The sequence below is a fragment of the Aureibaculum flavum genome, from assembly GCF_016406085.1.
GTDB classification, from domain to species: domain Bacteria; phylum Bacteroidota; class Bacteroidia; order Flavobacteriales; family Flavobacteriaceae; genus Aureibaculum; species Aureibaculum flavum.
Map to the genome: position 1 here is coordinate 136,287 of NZ_JAEHFJ010000008.1, position 16,046 is coordinate 152,332.

Annotated in this window: 17 protein-coding genes; 13 read left to right on the top strand and 4 right to left on the bottom strand. The window is 32.4% G+C overall.

From position 1 onward, the window contains the following. Positions 1-130: 130 nt before the first annotated feature. The 13 genes from JBL43_RS15545 to JBL43_RS15605 all read left to right on the top strand — a co-directional run bounded on the left by JBL43_RS15545 (position 131) and on the right by JBL43_RS15605 (position 13,893). Positions 131-1,723, top strand: a complete 1,593-nt coding sequence (locus JBL43_RS15545) for an oleate hydratase (protein ID WP_317193457.1) — start codon at positions 131-133, stop codon at positions 1,721-1,723. Positions 1,724-1,772: 49 nt separating this feature from the next. Continuing rightward, entirely contained in the window at positions 1,773-2,402 is a 630-nt protein-coding gene (locus tag JBL43_RS15550) for a DUF2238 domain-containing protein (protein WP_198842326.1), read from the top strand. Positions 2,403-2,580: 178 nt separating this feature from the next. Then, a complete protein-coding gene (locus tag JBL43_RS15555; protein ID WP_198842327.1) occupies positions 2,581-3,057 on the top strand; it encodes a Dps family protein in 477 nt (158 codons plus the stop codon). A 136-nt stretch (positions 3,058-3,193) separates the two neighbouring features. Further along, positions 3,194-4,519, top strand: coding sequence for a ferredoxin reductase family protein (locus tag JBL43_RS15560; RefSeq protein WP_198842328.1), 1,326 nt, complete (start codon positions 3,194-3,196; stop codon positions 4,517-4,519). A 188-nt stretch (positions 4,520-4,707) separates the two neighbouring features. Further along, a complete protein-coding gene (locus JBL43_RS15565; protein WP_198842329.1) occupies positions 4,708-5,178 on the top strand; it encodes a TspO/MBR family protein in 471 nt (156 codons plus the stop codon). 171 nt (positions 5,179-5,349) lie between these two features. Next, complete coding sequence (locus JBL43_RS15570) at positions 5,350-6,000, top strand: BON domain-containing protein (protein WP_198842330.1); 651 nt, start codon at positions 5,350-5,352, stop codon at positions 5,998-6,000. A 274-nt stretch (positions 6,001-6,274) separates the two neighbouring features. After that, positions 6,275-7,678 (top strand): NAD-dependent succinate-semialdehyde dehydrogenase, encoded by a 1,404-nt coding sequence (locus tag JBL43_RS15575; RefSeq protein ID WP_198842331.1) that lies wholly within the window; start codon positions 6,275-6,277, stop codon positions 7,676-7,678. Between the two features lie 388 nt (positions 7,679-8,066). Continuing rightward, positions 8,067-8,720 (top strand): BON domain-containing protein, encoded by a 654-nt coding sequence (locus JBL43_RS15580; protein WP_198842332.1) that lies wholly within the window; start codon positions 8,067-8,069, stop codon positions 8,718-8,720. A 175-nt stretch (positions 8,721-8,895) separates the two neighbouring features. Then, entirely contained in the window at positions 8,896-9,564 is a 669-nt protein-coding gene (locus JBL43_RS15585) for a BON domain-containing protein (protein ID WP_198842333.1), read from the top strand. Between the two features lie 126 nt (positions 9,565-9,690). Next, a complete protein-coding gene (locus tag JBL43_RS15590; RefSeq protein ID WP_198842334.1) occupies positions 9,691-10,587 on the top strand; it encodes a 3-hydroxyacyl-CoA dehydrogenase in 897 nt (298 codons plus the stop codon). 326 nt (positions 10,588-10,913) lie between these two features. After that, the gene (locus JBL43_RS15595; RefSeq protein ID WP_198842335.1) at positions 10,914-11,570 is read left to right on the top strand and encodes a BON domain-containing protein; all 657 of its coding nucleotides are present in this window, start codon (positions 10,914-10,916) and stop codon (positions 11,568-11,570) included. A 25-nt stretch (positions 11,571-11,595) separates the two neighbouring features. Next, a complete protein-coding gene (locus tag JBL43_RS15600) occupies positions 11,596-12,357 on the top strand; it encodes an exodeoxyribonuclease III (RefSeq protein ID WP_198842336.1) in 762 nt (253 codons plus the stop codon). A gap of 216 nt (positions 12,358-12,573) precedes the next feature. Continuing rightward, positions 12,574-13,893, top strand: a complete 1,320-nt coding sequence (locus JBL43_RS15605) for an APC family permease (RefSeq protein WP_198842337.1) — start codon at positions 12,574-12,576, stop codon at positions 13,891-13,893. A 41-nt stretch (positions 13,894-13,934) separates the two neighbouring features. On the opposite strand, the gene JBL43_RS15610 is transcribed toward JBL43_RS15605, so the two are convergent. The 4 genes from JBL43_RS15610 to JBL43_RS15625 form a co-directional block, all read right to left on the bottom strand. Then, a complete protein-coding gene (locus tag JBL43_RS15610; protein ID WP_198842338.1) occupies positions 13,935-14,291 on the bottom strand; it encodes a hypothetical protein in 357 nt (118 codons plus the stop codon). A 36-nt stretch (positions 14,292-14,327) separates the two neighbouring features. After that, positions 14,328-14,627, bottom strand: coding sequence for a thioredoxin (gene trxA, locus JBL43_RS15615; RefSeq protein ID WP_198842339.1), 300 nt, complete (start codon positions 14,625-14,627; stop codon positions 14,328-14,330). A 64-nt stretch (positions 14,628-14,691) separates the two neighbouring features. Continuing rightward, positions 14,692-15,099, bottom strand: a complete 408-nt coding sequence (locus JBL43_RS15620; protein ID WP_198842340.1) for a hypothetical protein — start codon at positions 15,097-15,099, stop codon at positions 14,692-14,694. Between the two features lie 11 nt (positions 15,100-15,110). Then, positions 15,111-16,046, bottom strand: a complete 936-nt coding sequence (locus JBL43_RS15625; protein WP_198842341.1) for a DnaJ C-terminal domain-containing protein — start codon at positions 16,044-16,046, stop codon at positions 15,111-15,113.

The window sequence follows — 16,046 nt, forward strand, 5'->3', positions numbered from 1 at the left end:
TTTTCAGTTTAGTTTGTTAATTGTCTCCATACGTGAATTTTTTTAATGGGTATAATACATGTTAAGAATTGGTTTATAGAAAATACTTTATCTGTTAAAGCACTGCTTTTTTATTCAGAGTAATAAAATTATAGAAAAAATGAAAAATAAAAATCCAAAAGACGCAAATGTTTATTTAATAGGAAGCGGTATTGCTTCACTTGCAAGTGCCGTTTACCTTGTTAAAGATGCAAAGGTACCTGGAAAGAATATTCATATTTTAGAAAAGGACAATATACTCGGTGGTGCACTTGATGGGTCGGGTAATAAAGATGATGGTTTTGTAGTAAGAGGTGGTAGAATGCATGAAAAACATTATACTTGTTATTGGGATTTGCTTTCTTATATACCTTCTTATGATGATCCTAAAATTTCTGTAAGAGATGAATCTTTTGAATTTAATAAAAAGTTCGTTTCAAATGGTCAGGCTCGATTATTAAAAAATGGAGAAAAAATTGATGTCTCATCTTACGGATTATCTTTAAAACAACAAGCGGAGTTTTTAAGACTCTTATTTTCTTCAGAAAAATCATTAGGTAACAAAAGAATAGAAGATTGGTTTGATCAAGCTTTTTTTGAAACTAATTTCTGGCATATCTGGACATCTATGTTTGCATTTCAAAAATGGAGTAGTGTTGCTGAAATGAGAAGATATATGAAGCGTTTTATTCATTTGATTGATGGATTAAAAAGATTAGGTGGCGTTATGCGAACCAAATACAATCAATACCATTCTGTGGTGATACCTTTAAAAAGATATTTAGATGAATATGGTGTGAATTTTGATTTAGGTCACGAGGTTGTAGATATCGATTTTAACCTTTCTTCAGATAAAAAAACAGCTACGGTATTGCATTTAAAAGATAAAGATGAAATAGTTTTAGGAAAAAATGACTATGTTTTTATTACCAATGGTTCTATTACAGAAAGTACGGATAATGGTGCATGGGATAGACCTGCTAAACTTAAAGGAATAGCAGCATCAGGATCATGGAAGTTGTGGAAAAAAATAGCTAAAAAAGACGATGTTTTTGGTAATCCAAGTCCTTTTTGTGATCATATCGATTTACAAAAATGGTATTCGTTTACAGTTACTTTAAAAGATAATACTTTTCATGAATATATGGAGAATTTTTCTGGTAATGTTGATGGTACAGGTGGTTTAGTAACCCTGACCGATTCTAATTGGATGATGTCTATTGTAATTGCACGTCAACCACATTTTCCTAATCAACCTAAGGATGTTAAAGTATTCTGGGGGTACGGATTATATCCTGATCGTAAAGGTAACTACATTAATAAAACAATGGCAGAATGTACAGGTAAAGAAATTTTGGAAGAATTATGGTATCATTTAAAAGTTCACGATTTAATGAAATCTATTGTAAATTCTGGAAAAGTAAACTGTATACCTACAGCAATGCCATTCATAGATAGTGAGTTTATGCCAAGAGAGATTGGAGATAGACCACAAGTTATTCCTGCTGGGGCAACAAATTTTGCATTTTTAGGTCAATTTGCAGAAGTGCCAAAAGATGTGGTGTTTACTGTAGAGTATTCTGTAAGAACAGCTCAAACTGCTGTCTATGGATTATTTGAAACAGATAAGAAAGTGATGCCTGTTTATGATTCTATTCATAAACCAAAGGTATTATTAAAAGCTATTAAAGCTATTACTGGGTAGTTATTATTAATTATTTGGTGTTACATTTTTAATAAAGAATTGTTGTGGAATGAAATTGTACAGTGGTGCTATAACAGTTATTGAACATACGTTTTTTTGGTTTGTATTCGTGTTTGTGTTTTTTTGGATAAATACATTAATAGGAACTACAGATATTGCCAATTGGCTTATAGAAAATACCTTAACAGTTATAGCACTGCTTTTTTTAATTTTCACTTATAAATCGTATCGTTTTAGCGATTTTAGTTATTTATTAATCTGTGTTTTTTTATGCTTGCATGTATATGGTTCTGAATATACCTATGCCGAGAATCCATTTGGATTTTGGCTTCAAGAAGTCTTGCATTCCTCCAGAAACCCTTATGATAGGTTGGTGCATTTTAGTTTCGGGTTGTTATTGTATTATCCTTTGAATGAGTGTATTATAAAATGGTTAAAACTTCAAAAAAGAGAAGCATTTATTCTCCCTATTTTAACAATTCTTTCGGCAAGTGCTTTATATGAAATTATTGAATGGTTGGTGGCCGATGTATTTTTTGTAGAACAAGGCATTTCATATTTAGGAACTCAAGGTGATGTTTGGGATTCTCAAAAGGATATGGCAGTGGCTTTTATAGGCACTTTACTCGGAGCAGTATTCTATTATTTGCATGGCTTATTTTTGCATTTTTATTCATAAATGTATACTTGTAAGAAAGACAATTTCTCTTACTTTTTAATTTTCTCTTATCCCTAATTTATTTATTGTTGAAAGACTTCACTTTGTGAAAGTTTTAAAAAATAATTAAACTGATGTAGGTCATTGTTGTCATTTTTCAATTGAAATATCTTTGGTTGATAATTAAAAAAATAGAAACATGAAAACACCAAACATTGGAATTTCAAGAGAAAACAGACAGGCTATTGCCGACCAATTGTCTAAAATATTGGCAGATGAATTTGTATTGTATTCAAAAACACTAAATTTTCACTGGAACATTCAGGGACCTGACTTTCATTCAGTACATCTTTATCTCGAAACTTTATATGAAGATCAACAAGAAGTTGTTGATACCGTAGCCGAAAAAATACGTATGCTTGGTCATTATGTACCCGCAACTTTAAAAGACTATTCAGAATTGACTCACCTTACCGAAGAAACAAAGGGAGGTAATGATAGTCAAAGCATATTTGCCGAGTTACTAGAAGACCATGAAAGCATAATCGTTTTTATTAGAGAAGAAATACAACCTATAGCAGACACATGGAAAGCTGAAGGTATTAGCGATTATATTACAGGACTAATGGAACAGCATGAAAAAACTGCTTGGATGTTACGTTCACATTTAAAGTAATTTAAGTTACTACATATTTATCGATGATACGTTTTACAAAATTGATAAAAGCGGTATAATCATTAATAAATAGTAATTGAAGATGTTAGGTTGTAGCAAAATTTAAGTGATTATGCTTAGAAATATTAAAATCGCATTGTGGATAGTCCTCTTAGGATTGACTGGTTTATGGGTATTGGCAAATACGCCTTTACCAGATGTAATGACAGGAAAAGCTGTACGTGATTTATTCATTCAATATTCCGGTATCATTGGCATTGGAGTAATGAGTATCGCGATGGTGCTTGCACTTCGTCCCGTTTGGTTGGAACCCATGCTTGGTGGGTTAGATAAATCGTATAGACTTCACAAGTGGTTGGGTATTATTGGGTTAGGGACTGCGATCTTTCATTGGATTGCAGCGAGAGCTCCACACTGGTTATCGAGCCTTGGGTTAATAGAAGGTGGGCGTCGTCATGGTGGTGGTGCAAATTCAGTATCAGATTCACTTAATCAGGTTCAGGCATTTTTTGATGGACTACATGGGCCTGCAAAGTTCATAGGTCAATGGGCATTCTATGGCTTGGTTCTTTTGATGGTATTGGCCTTAATAAAGCGATTTCCTTACCGGATTTTTGCTAAGACCCACACAATAATAGCAGTGGTGTATCTCGTTTTAGTATTTCACACAGTGGTGCTATTAGACTTTTCATCATGGACACAGCCATTAGGTATTGTAATGGGTCTTTTGTTAGTAGCAGGTGTAGTCTCGGCTATCCTTGTGTTGACACGTCAGGTTGGTAAGCGACGACAAGTTGAAGGTACTATTGAAGCACAACACTATTTTCCAAAAATGAAGGTTTTGGAAACCTTAATTCTACTTAAGGATGGTTGGAAAGGACACAAGAGCGGTCAATTTGCGTTTGTTAGTTTTGATCAGAAAGAAGGGCACCACCCCTATACTATCGCCTCTGACTGGGATGCAAATAATCCACGTATTATGTTTATAACTAAAGCATTGGGAGACTACACAAACCACCTACCTGAAAAACTAAATATTGGTGACAAAGCAATTGTAGAGGGACCTTATGGCTGCTTTACTTTTGATGATGCGGCTAAACGTCAAATTTGGATTGGTGGTGGTATTGGTATTACACCTTTTATTGCTAGAATGAAACACCTCGCCCATAATTCAGCTTCTCAACCTATAGATTTATTCCATTGCACCACCGAATTAGAATCGGATGCCTTGAAGAAATTAACTGCAGATGCTGCAGCTGCCAATGTTACATTGCATGTAATAATTGATAGTAGAGATGGTCAATTAAACGGAGAAAAGTTACGTACTATGGTGCCTGACTGGAAGTCGGCCAGTGTTTGGTTTTGTGGTCCCATTGGTTTTGGAAAAGCATTACACAACGACCTTTTGAAAAACGGACTACCCGCTGAAAAATTTCATCAGGAGTTGTTTAGCATGCGTTAAGGGAAAGGAGAAAAGGGTATAATTTATCAATTTGGAACATTTAATGATTCACATTGAGGTGCCGTCCATGGCTTTATTATTGAATACGATACAAAGCCTCAATAAAAATTTTTATACTCATTTGTTTAAATGAACAAACAGTATATACCTAAATAATTTTTACGTTGATCAATTAAAAATTAATTAAAATGATTTACAGACTTATACTATTCTTAGTACTTAATATTGCAGCACTTGGTGTTGGAGGATTTTTAGCAGGCAATGGAGCTTCTTCCGATTGGTATGCACATATAGACAAAGCTCCATGGACTCCACCAGGTTGGGTTTTTGGCTTTGCATGGGTTACCATTATGATTTGTTTTAGTTTTTACTTAGCCTATTTATGGCCAGAAATTGAAAACAAAAATGTACTCATTGGTTTATTGGTCGTACAGTATTTATTGAATATGGCATGGAATCCGACATTCTTCTATTATCATTATGTGCTGGCAGGCCTATTGGTTTTAATTGGACTTGTATTTGTTGTCGGGGTCTTTTTATTTTTTTATTGGCCTGAGTTAAAATTAAAATCAATATTGATCATTCCTTATTTTATTTGGTTATTAATTGCAACCTCACTCAATGGGTACGTCTTATTTAAAAATCAAATTATTATATAAAAACAGCTTGTAAAAACGGATGATATATTTAGATTCTTATGCAAGGACAATACAATTCTCACGTTGTTAAAGTTTTCAAAAAAAGTTTTATACTGATGTAGGTCAGGGTTATCACATAAGAACCATTATATCTTTGATGTATAATTAGTGTTTAATTTAATTTATAAAATTATGAGAACAGATTCAAGTATTAAAAGAGATGTTTTGGATGAATTAATATGGCAACCAAGCATTGACGAAACGCAAATTGGGGTTGTTGTAAAAAATGGTGTTGTAACACTTACAGGGATTGTAGATAGTTACATGAAAAAACAAGAAGTAGAAAATGCTGTAAAAAGTGTGTTGGGCGTAAAAGCTGTAGCTGAAGATATTGAAGTTAAATATGGTAATGATTCAAATACTTCAGATTCAGAAATAGCTACAGCCGCAGTTAGAGCCTTAAAATGGAATATTACAGTGCCTGAGAAAAAAATTAAAGTAAAAGTTGAAGATGGTTGGGTTTATCTAACAGGTGAAGTCGTGTGGGATTTTGAAAAAAATTCAGCTAAAAATGCTATTAAAAATATTCCTGGTGTAAAATATGTAGTAAATAACATTACACTTAAAAATAATATTGACGCTATCAATATAAAAGAAAAAATTAAAAAAGCATTTGAACGCTCTGCCGATATTGATTCGAAAAGTATTACTGTTAACACAGAGGGACATAATGTGAAGTTAACCGGTAAAGTACATTCTTTAAAAGAAAAAGATGAAGCCAGAAAAACTGCATTTTATGCACCTGGTGTTTATACTGTAGATAATGAATTGGAAGTAGTATAAAAAAATTATGTAGACTACAAGTAGTAGTGATATTCATATTGATTCTTGAAAATTGCCTTAATTTACGTATGTAAAATGAGGCAATTTTTTATGTTGATTGTAATCTAATAATTACATATAAAATTAGAAATCATATATTTTAATAGGTCTAAAAGCTTTACAACGAGATTACATAGATGTTAAAAATTTCCAAAAAGATTATAAACTGATCTAGGTCAGTGTTTCGATTCTCTCACCATGGTAATTTTGATTTTAAATACTAAAAATTAAAATAATGGAAATAACAAAACAAACATCGAGTATTAAAACAGTCAATCCATATAATAATGAATTGGTTAAAGAGTTTGCCCCAATGACAGATATTGAATTGACAGCCATAATTGACAAGGCAGACATCGCTTTTAATACATGGAGAAAAACACCCTTTGAAGAAAGAGCTAAAATAATTCACAACGTAGCATCTTTAATGAGAGCAAGGAAAGAGGAATTGGGAAAATTAGCTACATTAGAAATGGGGAAACTTATTTCTGAATCTATTTATGAAGTAGAATTGTCCGCGGATATTTTTGATTATTATGCTGATAAAGCTGCTGAATTATTAGCTGATAAACCTTTAGAAGTGAAAAATGGAGAAGCATTTATCTCCTATGAACCTATTGGGACCATTCTAAGTATTCAGCCATGGAATTTTCCATATTATCAAATTACAAGAAGTGCAGCTTCTAATCTAATGGCTGGTAATACCATGTTATTAAAACATGCTTCAAATGTACCTCAATGTGCCCAGCTCATGGAAGATTTATTTTTAGAGGCTGGCTTACCAAAAAATGTTTATAATAATATTTTTATTCCAGGAAGAGAAACTGAGAAGTTAGTTTTAAATCCAAAAATAAAGGCGGTATCTTTAACTGGAAGTGAGCCTGCTGGAGCTAGTATTGCTAGTGCAGCTGGAGCTAAAGCAAAAAAAGCAACCTTAGAACTAGGAGGTAGTGATCCATTTATTGTATTGGAAGATGTTGATATTGATTTAGCCGTAAAAACAGCTGTAGAAGGCAGAATGTGGAATGCAGGTCAAGTTTGTGTTTCTCCTAAAAGAGTTATTGTTCCAGATAAAATGAAAGAGGAGTTTTTAACGAAAGTGAAAGATGTTTTCGCCACTTTAAAAGTTGGCGATCCAATGAATAAAGATACTAACGTTGCACCTTTGAGTTCAGAAGCTGCTGCGGCTATTGTTATTGCTCAAATTAATAAAGCCGCACAACAAAACGCGACCATTGTAATGGGGGGTAAACGTATGGATAGGAAAGGAGCCTTTGTAGAACCTACTATAATTACAGATATTACGCCAGAAATGGATGCTTATCAAGAAGAAATTTTTGGTCCCGTTTTTATGTTGTATAGTTACAAAGATATAGATGAGGCCGTTACTATTGCCAATGCCACGACGTTTGGTTTGGGTGGTACTGTTTTTGGCAACAATATCAAAAAAGCGGTTGAGGTGGCTCGACAAATAGATACCGGTATGGTTTATATCAATCATGTTACTGGAATTGCCCCAGAATTACCTTTTGGAGGAACTAAAAATTCAGGTTTCGGCAGAGAACAAGGACCTATGGGGATTTATGAGTTTGTTAATGAAAAATTGATCCGTACAACAACGCCTCAGGCTATTTATTAATATGATGGTATAACCCTTGGAGCTATCGTAATATCAGCACGAGTACCGGTTCTATTTATTATATCTCTTCCATAGAAGAAGCAATGTTAATGCACATAAATGGACCTTAAATAGATGCGAAAAAATGATTATAGACCTGCTAGTTTAAAATAATTAGCGGGTCTTTGATTCATATTTCTGGAATTATATTTATCATCCTTTTATACTTTTTTCAAACATTTCATTTAGAAATGGCTTAAAATGGTGCAGCCCACTTCTTAAATAAAAAATAGAGTTCATTGTTAAAATTATCAAAAAAAAGTTGATGCTGATGTAGGTCAGTGTCTTAATGCTAATGCTGATGTAATTTTGGGGTATTAATAAAAGTTTAATTTAAATCATAGAAATTATGAGAACAGATTTTAGTATTAAGGAAGATGTCTTAGATGAACTAGAATGGCAACCAAGCATCGATGAAACTCAAATTGGAGTAACTGTAAAAGATGGTGTGGTAACACTATCAGGAACTGTAGACAGTTACGTTAAAAAACGTGAAGCTGAAAAAGCTGCAAAAAGTGTAGTTGGTGTAAAAGCAGTAGCTGAAGATATTGAGGTTAAATATGGAACAACTTCACATAAATCAGATACTGAAATAGCCACAGCAGCAGTAAGTGCATTAAAATGGAACATTGCGGTACCTGAAAACAAAATTGATGTAAAAGTTGAAGATGGTTGGGTTTATTTGACAGGTGAAGTAAAATGGGAATTTGAAAAAAAAGCGGCAAAAAAAGCAGTTGAAAATTTAACAAGTGTAAAATATGTGGTTAATAATATTTCGCTTAAAAACAATATTGATGTTAGTGATATAGAAACTAAAATCAAAAAAGCATTTGAACGTTCAGCAGATATTGATGCCAATAATATTAGTGTTAAAACGGATGGTCATACTGTAAAATTATCTGGTAAAGTACATTCATTAAAAGAAAAAGATGAAGCTAGAAATACGGCCTATTTCGCACCTGGTGTATGGAGTGTAGACAATGAATTAGAAGTGGTGTATTAAAATTTTCCTAAAAAAACATTTAGGAAGTCGATTAGATCATTTTCTTTTAGAAAATTGCCCTAGTCCATTACATGAATTAGGGCAATTTTTTTATACTGATCTTGGTCAGTAACTAACAATATTTATCATACTAGTTTGTAGTCAATTTATTATTTCATAGTTTAAAAAATGTATCATGAAATCAGATTTAAAAATTAAGAATGATGTTCTAGAAGAATTATCATGGCAACCCAATATTGATGAAACTCAAGTTGGTGTAGCTGTAAAAAATGGTATTGTTACCCTTACAGGTATTGTAAGTGATTTAACAAAAAAAGATGCTATTGAGAGAGCTGTTAAAAATATAGCAGGTGTAAAAGCAGTGGCAGAAGCTATTAAAGTGAAATATGGAGATAGTGACAAACATTCAGATATAGAAATTGCAAAGGCAGCGATTGATGCGTTAGATTGGAATGCCTCTGTGCCCATGGATCAAATAATTGTTGAAGTTGATCATGGTACCATTTATTTGACTGGAGAAGTGGAATGGGCCTATCAAAAAGATTTTGCCAAAAGAACAATTGAAAATTTATTTGGAGTAAAAGAAGTTATTAATAATATTCAATTGTCACATAAAACAACAGCTAATGATGTAGCTCATAAAATAGAAAAAGCATTGGAACGCTCTGCAACTATTGATTCTAAAAACATAATGGTTCATCTAGATGGAAATACGATAGTACTTGGAGGAATGGTGCACTCTTTAAAAGAAAAAGATGATGCAGAAATAGCGGCGTATAGTGCCCCTGGAGTAACCAATGTTATCAATGAAATTGAAGTGGAGTATTCTCCAGTTTATTTATAACAGATTATGCTTTGTATTTGTGACATTTAAGGAGGGAAGTTGGGTACTTATTCTTAATGAATAGAAACTTCAAAAAAAGGCTTTTTAATTGTAGATGTAGTAAATAATCAATAAAAATATATAAAAATGACTTATAAAAATATAACGATAGCCGGAAGTGGCGTTTTAGGATACCAGATTGCATTTCAAACTGCATTTCATGAATTTCAGGTAACTGTTTATGATATTAATGATGCCTCCTTGGAAAAAGCAAAAGCAAAATTCAATTCGTTAAGTAAAGCCTATAAAAGAGATCTAAAAGCGACAGAAAAACAACTGGAGCTTACACGTAAAAATTTACATTATAGTTCTGATTTGGCTGCAGCGGTAAAAGATGCAGATTTATTAATTGAAGCGATACCTGAAAATCCAACTATAAAAATTGAATTTTACAAAAAATTGGCAAAAGTGGCACCTGAAAAAACAGTTTTCGCAACCAATTCGTCAACACTTTTACCAAGTCAATTTTCAGAATTTACTGGTAGACCTACAAAATTTTTAGCGTTGCATTTTGCCAATACCATATGGATTCATAACACTGCAGAAATTATGGGGCATCCAACAACTGACCCTAAAGTGTTTAAAGATGTGGTCGCTTTTGCAAAAGCTATTGGTATGTTAGCCTTGCCTTTACATAAAGAACAACCAGGATACATTCTTAATTCTTTACTAGTGCCAATGCTAAGTGCAGCTACGGACTTATTGGTAAGTGAAGTTGCCGAAGTAGAAACCATAGATAAAACTTGGATGAAAGCAACTGGAGCACCGTTAGGACCTTTTGGTATTCTTGATGTTGTAGGTATTACAACCGCCTATAATATTGATAAAATGACAGCTGAGAAAACCAAAGATCCTTTGAAAATAAAAACGGTTAATTACTTAAAGAAAAATTTTATAGATAAAAATAAATTAGGGGTTGCTACTGGAGAAGGATTTTATAAATATCCAAATCCTGCGTTTCAAAAAGCCGATTTTTTAAAATAGATATTACATGACATTATAGCTTGCTTTATTCTAATTTATCATATGTCATGTTTTGAAATTGACTTGGTAGCTATACATTCAAAATAGTGTTAGCTATACAGTTCAGTATATCTTCTTTTCCCTTTTATAGACCATTTTTCACTGTAAAGGTAAAGTATTGGATACTGGATAGGGGGGTGGTCTTATCTTAAAACGCATCATTAACCTGAAATATAATGTCAAAATATATTAGAAATCTATAAAGGCTGATATAGATCATTTTAGATGGAGGTTTTCTAAAGTAATTTTACATGTATTAGTTATTGTTTAATTTAGAAGTATGTAAAATGAAAACAGATTTAGAAATAAAGAATGATGTACTCCATGAACTTGCGTGGCAACCCAACGTAGATGAAACCCAAATAGGAGTAGTCGTTGAAAACGGAGTTGTAATGCTCACAGGTGTAGTTGATAATTATCTTGTAAAAGTGGCAGCCGAGAAGGCCGCAAAAAGAGTTAAAGGTGTTAAAGCATTTGCGGGTGACATTCATGTAAAATATGGTACCAATTTTCAAAAAACGGATATTGAAATAGGTAAGGCAATTGTAAAAGCTTTTGAATGGAATACTGCAGTGCCTGAAGATAAAATTGCTATTGAAGTTAGAGAGGGATGGGTGACTATATCTGGCGAAGTAGAATGGAATTATCAAAGAGATGCCGCGGCAAGAGTTGTAGAGAGTATAAAAGGTGTGAAGTGGATCAATAATACGATTACAATCAAATCAGTAAAAATAACTGAAGACGTTACCGAGAATATTGCTAAAGCTTTTAAACGTTCAGCTGATATAGAAGCGAGTGGAATCACTGTTGATATAATAGACGGTTTGGTAAAACTAAAAGGAATAGTACATTCAATTACGGAAAAGAAATCAGCTGAAAAAGCAGCATATTTATCTCCGGGTGTAGATGTAATTATCAATGAGTTAGAAGTAATAGATAATTAGTTTTGAAACCAAAATAAGAATAGGTATGCATATAATATCTTGGAATGTAAATGGAATACGTGCCATTGTAAAGAAGAATTTTGTTGAAAGTGTTAAAAAAATGAATCCAGATATTATATGTCTACAAGAGACAAGAGGCAGTGATCAGGAAGTTGAAAAAACATTATTACCTTTTAAAGATTATAATAAATTCTTCAATGCTGCTGATAAAAGAGGTTATTCAGGCACAACTATATTAAGTAAGCCAACGCCAGAATTTCTAAAAAATAATATGAACATTGCTGAACATGATGTTGAAGGTAGAATACAATGTGCCAGTTACCCTAATTTCTTTTTGATTAATGTTTATGTGCCTAATTCTGGACAACAATTAGATCGTTTGGCATATAGGAAAAAATGGGATGCTGATTTTTTGAGCTATTTGAAAGAGTTAGAGAAAACGAAACCAGTCATTGTTTGTGGTGATTTTAATGTGGCACATCAGTCTATCGATCTTAAAAATGACAAATCAAATTATAATAAAACGGCCGGGTATACGCAAGTTGAGATAGACGGGATGGATAACTATATAAAGTCAGGCTTTATAGATACTTTTAGGTACTTTCATCCTAATGAGGTTGCTTATACCTTTTGGAGCTATCGGTTTAAAGCAAGAGAGCGAAATACAGGTTGGAGAATTGATTATTTTTTAGTCAGTAAGTCGCTATTACCTAGGGTGAAATCGGTATCCATTTATTCACATATAATGGGGTCAGATCATTGTCCGATAGGTCTAGAAATTGAATAATTACCCTAAACACATTCACTTTTTAAATAGGTTTACTTTCCTTTTTAATCCTTGATTTTGATTAAAATAGTTGCTTTTATAACTATTTTTTTTGAATTATTTTTGTGTTGGGAATATCAGAAAATAATAATAATTATTCGTTAATTATAATTAAAGATTTGATATTAGTACTACAAACGCTAATGAAAATAGTTAAATCTCATTTGAATTGAAATTATGACAATACATAGAAAACGAAAAAAAACCTTAGGCTTTGCAGAGCTTGTCGCCATTGCATTGGGTGGTATGGTAGGTGGTGGTATTTTTACCGTATTAGGTATTGCAGTTTCATTAGTGGGTAACCTTGCTCCAATAGCTATCATTATTGGGGGCTGTATTGCAGTGTTAGCGGCATATTCTTATGTTAAGTTAGGTCTTTATTATAAAGATGAAGGAGCTACGTATTCCTTTTTTAAACGTACCTATTCAAATTCTAATTTCTCCGCTTCTATTGTGGGCTGGTTTGTCATTTTTGGGTATATAAGTACATTGGCTCTTTATGCTTATACTTTTGCGTCATATGCAATAAGTAGTTCTAGTTTTGCCAATGTAATTTGGATTAGAAAAGGTATTGCCATTGGTGTAATTGCACTTTTTACAATTATAAATGTATGGAGTGTAAATGGTATGGGTAAAATTGAAGATGTTATGGTATACACCAAATTAGTATTACTGACAATTATATCAGTAGTATTGATAAAACATGGAAGTACTGATTTTGGTACTTTTATAAATAATATGGTCGTAGATGCGGAAAAAACAAGTCTATTTTCTGTTTTAATTGTAGCATCTTTAACTTTTGTAGCATATGAAGGGTTTCAGTTGGTTATCAATGCGGTAAATGAAATGAAGAATCCTGATAAAAATATTCCAAGAGCAATTTACACGGCGATAACGTTGGCAATCCTTATTTATGTTGTACTTTCTGTAGGGGCATTATTTGCAATACCTACCGAAGAAATAATAAAAAATAAAGAATTTGCCTTAGCTGCTGGAGCAGGAGATGTATTGGGGAGTTTAGGAACGAATATTGTTATTTTAGGAGCAATATTGGCTACGAGTAGTGCTATTAGTGGAACAGTGTTTGGTTCGTCACGGCAAATGGCAGTTGTTGCTAAAGATGGTTTTTTTCCTAATTGGTTATCTAAAAGAAAAAACAACATACCCGTGCATGCTATTATTACTATGGCTCTTATGGCCAGTATACTAATTTTATTGGGTGGACTAGAATTAATACTTGAATTTGGTAGCATTACCTTTTTGTTGGTATCGCTACTCATGGCAATTGCAAATTATAAAATAAGAGCTAAGACCAATTCTTCAACGTTTATAACTGTTTTATCAATTATAGGTCTAAGCATGGGAGGATTACTTATCTTATATTATGAATTTACTAATGAATTGGAGCAAATGCTCGCAATACTTTTTTTGTATTTTATATTAGCCTTTGGAGCGTGGATGTATTCTAAAAAAGTAAATAAGCAAATTCAGAAATAATGCAAATTATACTGTAAGCTTTATCCCACTTTGTTTAGAGCTTAATAAGTGTCTAAATATCCTTTTAAAACTTCTACCTGAAACTCTCCAACAACGGATAGGTCTACATCTGCATTCATTAATACCAGTCCGTAACCTAAATGAGATAACTTACAATCATTCATAATTTCGTGGTTGATTTCAGTAAGTAGAGGTAGAAAATGCTCGCGTATTTCTACACCTGATGATTTTCCAATTTTAATTGCTTTTACTACAGCATCAGAAATTTGTTTTGGTGACAACCCTTTAATTAATAAATCACTTGCAAGATGACTCATATGTATGTTATAATAAAAGTCTAAAAAGTTATCAATTGAATCTGGTTTGATAAGTTCTTTTCTATAAATTGCTATTTCCATGGTATTTGATTTCAAAATTAATATGAAGTACTGTATTTAAATATTTTGTTTAATAATTGAAAGAAGTTGCTCTTTGGTTTGCACTCCAGATTGACGCCAAACAATTTGTCCATCTTTAAATAAAATCAATGTTGGTACACCTCTTACATTATAGCGTTGTGCTATAGATTGGTTTTTATCAATATCTATTTTAATAATACGAACCTTTCCATCAATTGCATTTGCTACTTGTTTTATAATGGGAGATTGTGCTTTACAAGGTCCACACCACTCTGCATGAAAATCAACAAGTACGGGTTTATCACCCTTTATGATTTTACTAAAATCTGCTTTCATAAGTTTTTTTTTAAGGGAACTATAAAACGCCCATTGTTATGGGCGAATTATTAGTTACATTAATTTATAGCTTTTTTGTATAATCAAAAACGACTCTTTTAAAGGCTTTAAATTCTTTTGTAAAATCTGCCATTCTCAATGAAATTTCATGATGTTTTTCTCTATAAGCATCATCAGACAATCCTTTTTCAGATAATTCTATTCTAGATAATAATTGTTCATGTTCTAAAATGCTCACTTCTAAATCATCAAATAAATCCGTGTGAATTTTGTCTAGATTTTTTAGCATCATTTCATATTCAGAATCATTTTTCTTAGAAATCTCTTTTTTCTTCAATAAATCATTGAAAAAACGAACTTCATCTTTCCAGAAATCTACGGTATCCATCCATTCTCTGCTTTCAAAATGTAAAACGTCTAACCCAGCTCCTAATAAGAATTCTGTTTTTGGGTTTAAAATTGTAGTGTTCATAATTGTATGTTTTAATTTGTTTTTATAGGTTCTTTTTTATGTAATTTTTGTAATTCTTTAAATAAATTTTCTTCTTCATGTGTGAGATTTTTTGGTAGACTCACATTAAGTTTTACTAATAAATCACCATAAAGAGATGGTTTACCATATTTAGGCATTCCTTTACCCTTAAGTCTAAGTGTCTTACCTGTATTGCTATTTTTTGGTACTGTAATATTTAGTGATCCAGAAAAGGTGGGTACCTTTATTTTACCACCTAATATTGCAGTATATAAATCTACATTAGCATTATAGATAAGATCATTTGCTCTTCTTTTAAATCTAGCATCTGGCTGAACTTTTAATATGATATACAAATCGCCTCGTTTTCCACCTTTAACACCTTTTTGTCCTTTCCCTTTTATTTTTAATTGTAACCCATCATACGAGCCAGGTTTAATGGTAATACGCAATTTTTCATTATGTATTTCAAAGGTTCGTTTACTTCCTTCATAAGCTTCTAAAAGTGTAATGGGCATTTCTGCTTTCGTATCACCTCCAGAAAACGAAGATTGGTTTCCTCTTCCTCCAAAAAAGGTTTCAAAAAAGCTAGAAAAGTCCTCACCACCTGCCGCACCTTGTCCAAAAATATCAGAAGGATCACCTTGAGCGTATCTCGAATTACTTCCTCTTTGATTTGCTTGATTTGCATACTCTCGCCAATTATCTCCAGTATTTTGATAAGCATCCCAATTAGAACCTAGTGTGTCATATTTCTCACGTTTTTCTTTATCACTAAGCACTTCATTGGCTTCATTCAATTCTTTGAACTTATCTTCAGCAGTTTTATCATTTGGATTTTTATCTGGATGATATTTCGCTGCCAATTTTCTGTAGGCTTTTTTTATCTCTTTTGAAGTTGCGTCCTTTTTAACTCCTAATGTTTTGTAATAATCCTTGTAATTCAT

What these genes read in the sequence shown, in the direction of transcription:
- JBL43_RS15590 (WP_198842334.1), top strand. Translation starts at nt 9,691, where the DNA reads ATGACTTATAAAAATATAACGATAGCCGGAAGTGGCGTTTTAGGATAC.
- JBL43_RS15555 (WP_198842327.1), top strand. Translation starts at nt 2,581, where the DNA reads ATGAAAACACCAAACATTGGAATTTCAAGAGAAAACAGACAGGCTATT.
- JBL43_RS15570 (WP_198842330.1), top strand. Translation starts at nt 5,350, where the DNA reads ATGAGAACAGATTCAAGTATTAAAAGAGATGTTTTGGATGAATTAATA.
- JBL43_RS15585 (WP_198842333.1), top strand. Translation starts at nt 8,896, where the DNA reads ATGAAATCAGATTTAAAAATTAAGAATGATGTTCTAGAAGAATTATCA.
- JBL43_RS15565 (WP_198842329.1), top strand. Translation starts at nt 4,708, where the DNA reads ATGATTTACAGACTTATACTATTCTTAGTACTTAATATTGCAGCACTT.
- JBL43_RS15595 (WP_198842335.1), top strand. Translation starts at nt 10,914, where the DNA reads ATGAAAACAGATTTAGAAATAAAGAATGATGTACTCCATGAACTTGCG.
- JBL43_RS15620 (WP_198842340.1), bottom strand. Translation starts at nt 15,099, where the DNA reads ATGAACACTACAATTTTAAACCCAAAAACAGAATTCTTATTAGGAGCT.
- JBL43_RS15625 (WP_198842341.1), bottom strand. Translation starts at nt 16,046, where the DNA reads ATGAATTACAAGGATTATTACAAAACATTAGGAGTTAAAAAGGACGCA.
- JBL43_RS15610 (WP_198842338.1), bottom strand. Translation starts at nt 14,291, where the DNA reads ATGGAAATAGCAATTTATAGAAAAGAACTTATCAAACCAGATTCAATT.
- JBL43_RS15575 (WP_198842331.1), top strand. Translation starts at nt 6,275, where the DNA reads ATGGAAATAACAAAACAAACATCGAGTATTAAAACAGTCAATCCATAT.
- JBL43_RS15600 (WP_198842336.1), top strand. Translation starts at nt 11,596, where the DNA reads ATGCATATAATATCTTGGAATGTAAATGGAATACGTGCCATTGTAAAG.
- JBL43_RS15605 (WP_198842337.1), top strand. Translation starts at nt 12,574, where the DNA reads ATGACAATACATAGAAAACGAAAAAAAACCTTAGGCTTTGCAGAGCTT.
- JBL43_RS15550 (WP_198842326.1), top strand. Translation starts at nt 1,773, where the DNA reads ATGAAATTGTACAGTGGTGCTATAACAGTTATTGAACATACGTTTTTT.
- trxA (WP_198842339.1), bottom strand. Translation starts at nt 14,627, where the DNA reads ATGAAAGCAGATTTTAGTAAAATCATAAAGGGTGATAAACCCGTACTT.
- JBL43_RS15580 (WP_198842332.1), top strand. Translation starts at nt 8,067, where the DNA reads ATGAGAACAGATTTTAGTATTAAGGAAGATGTCTTAGATGAACTAGAA.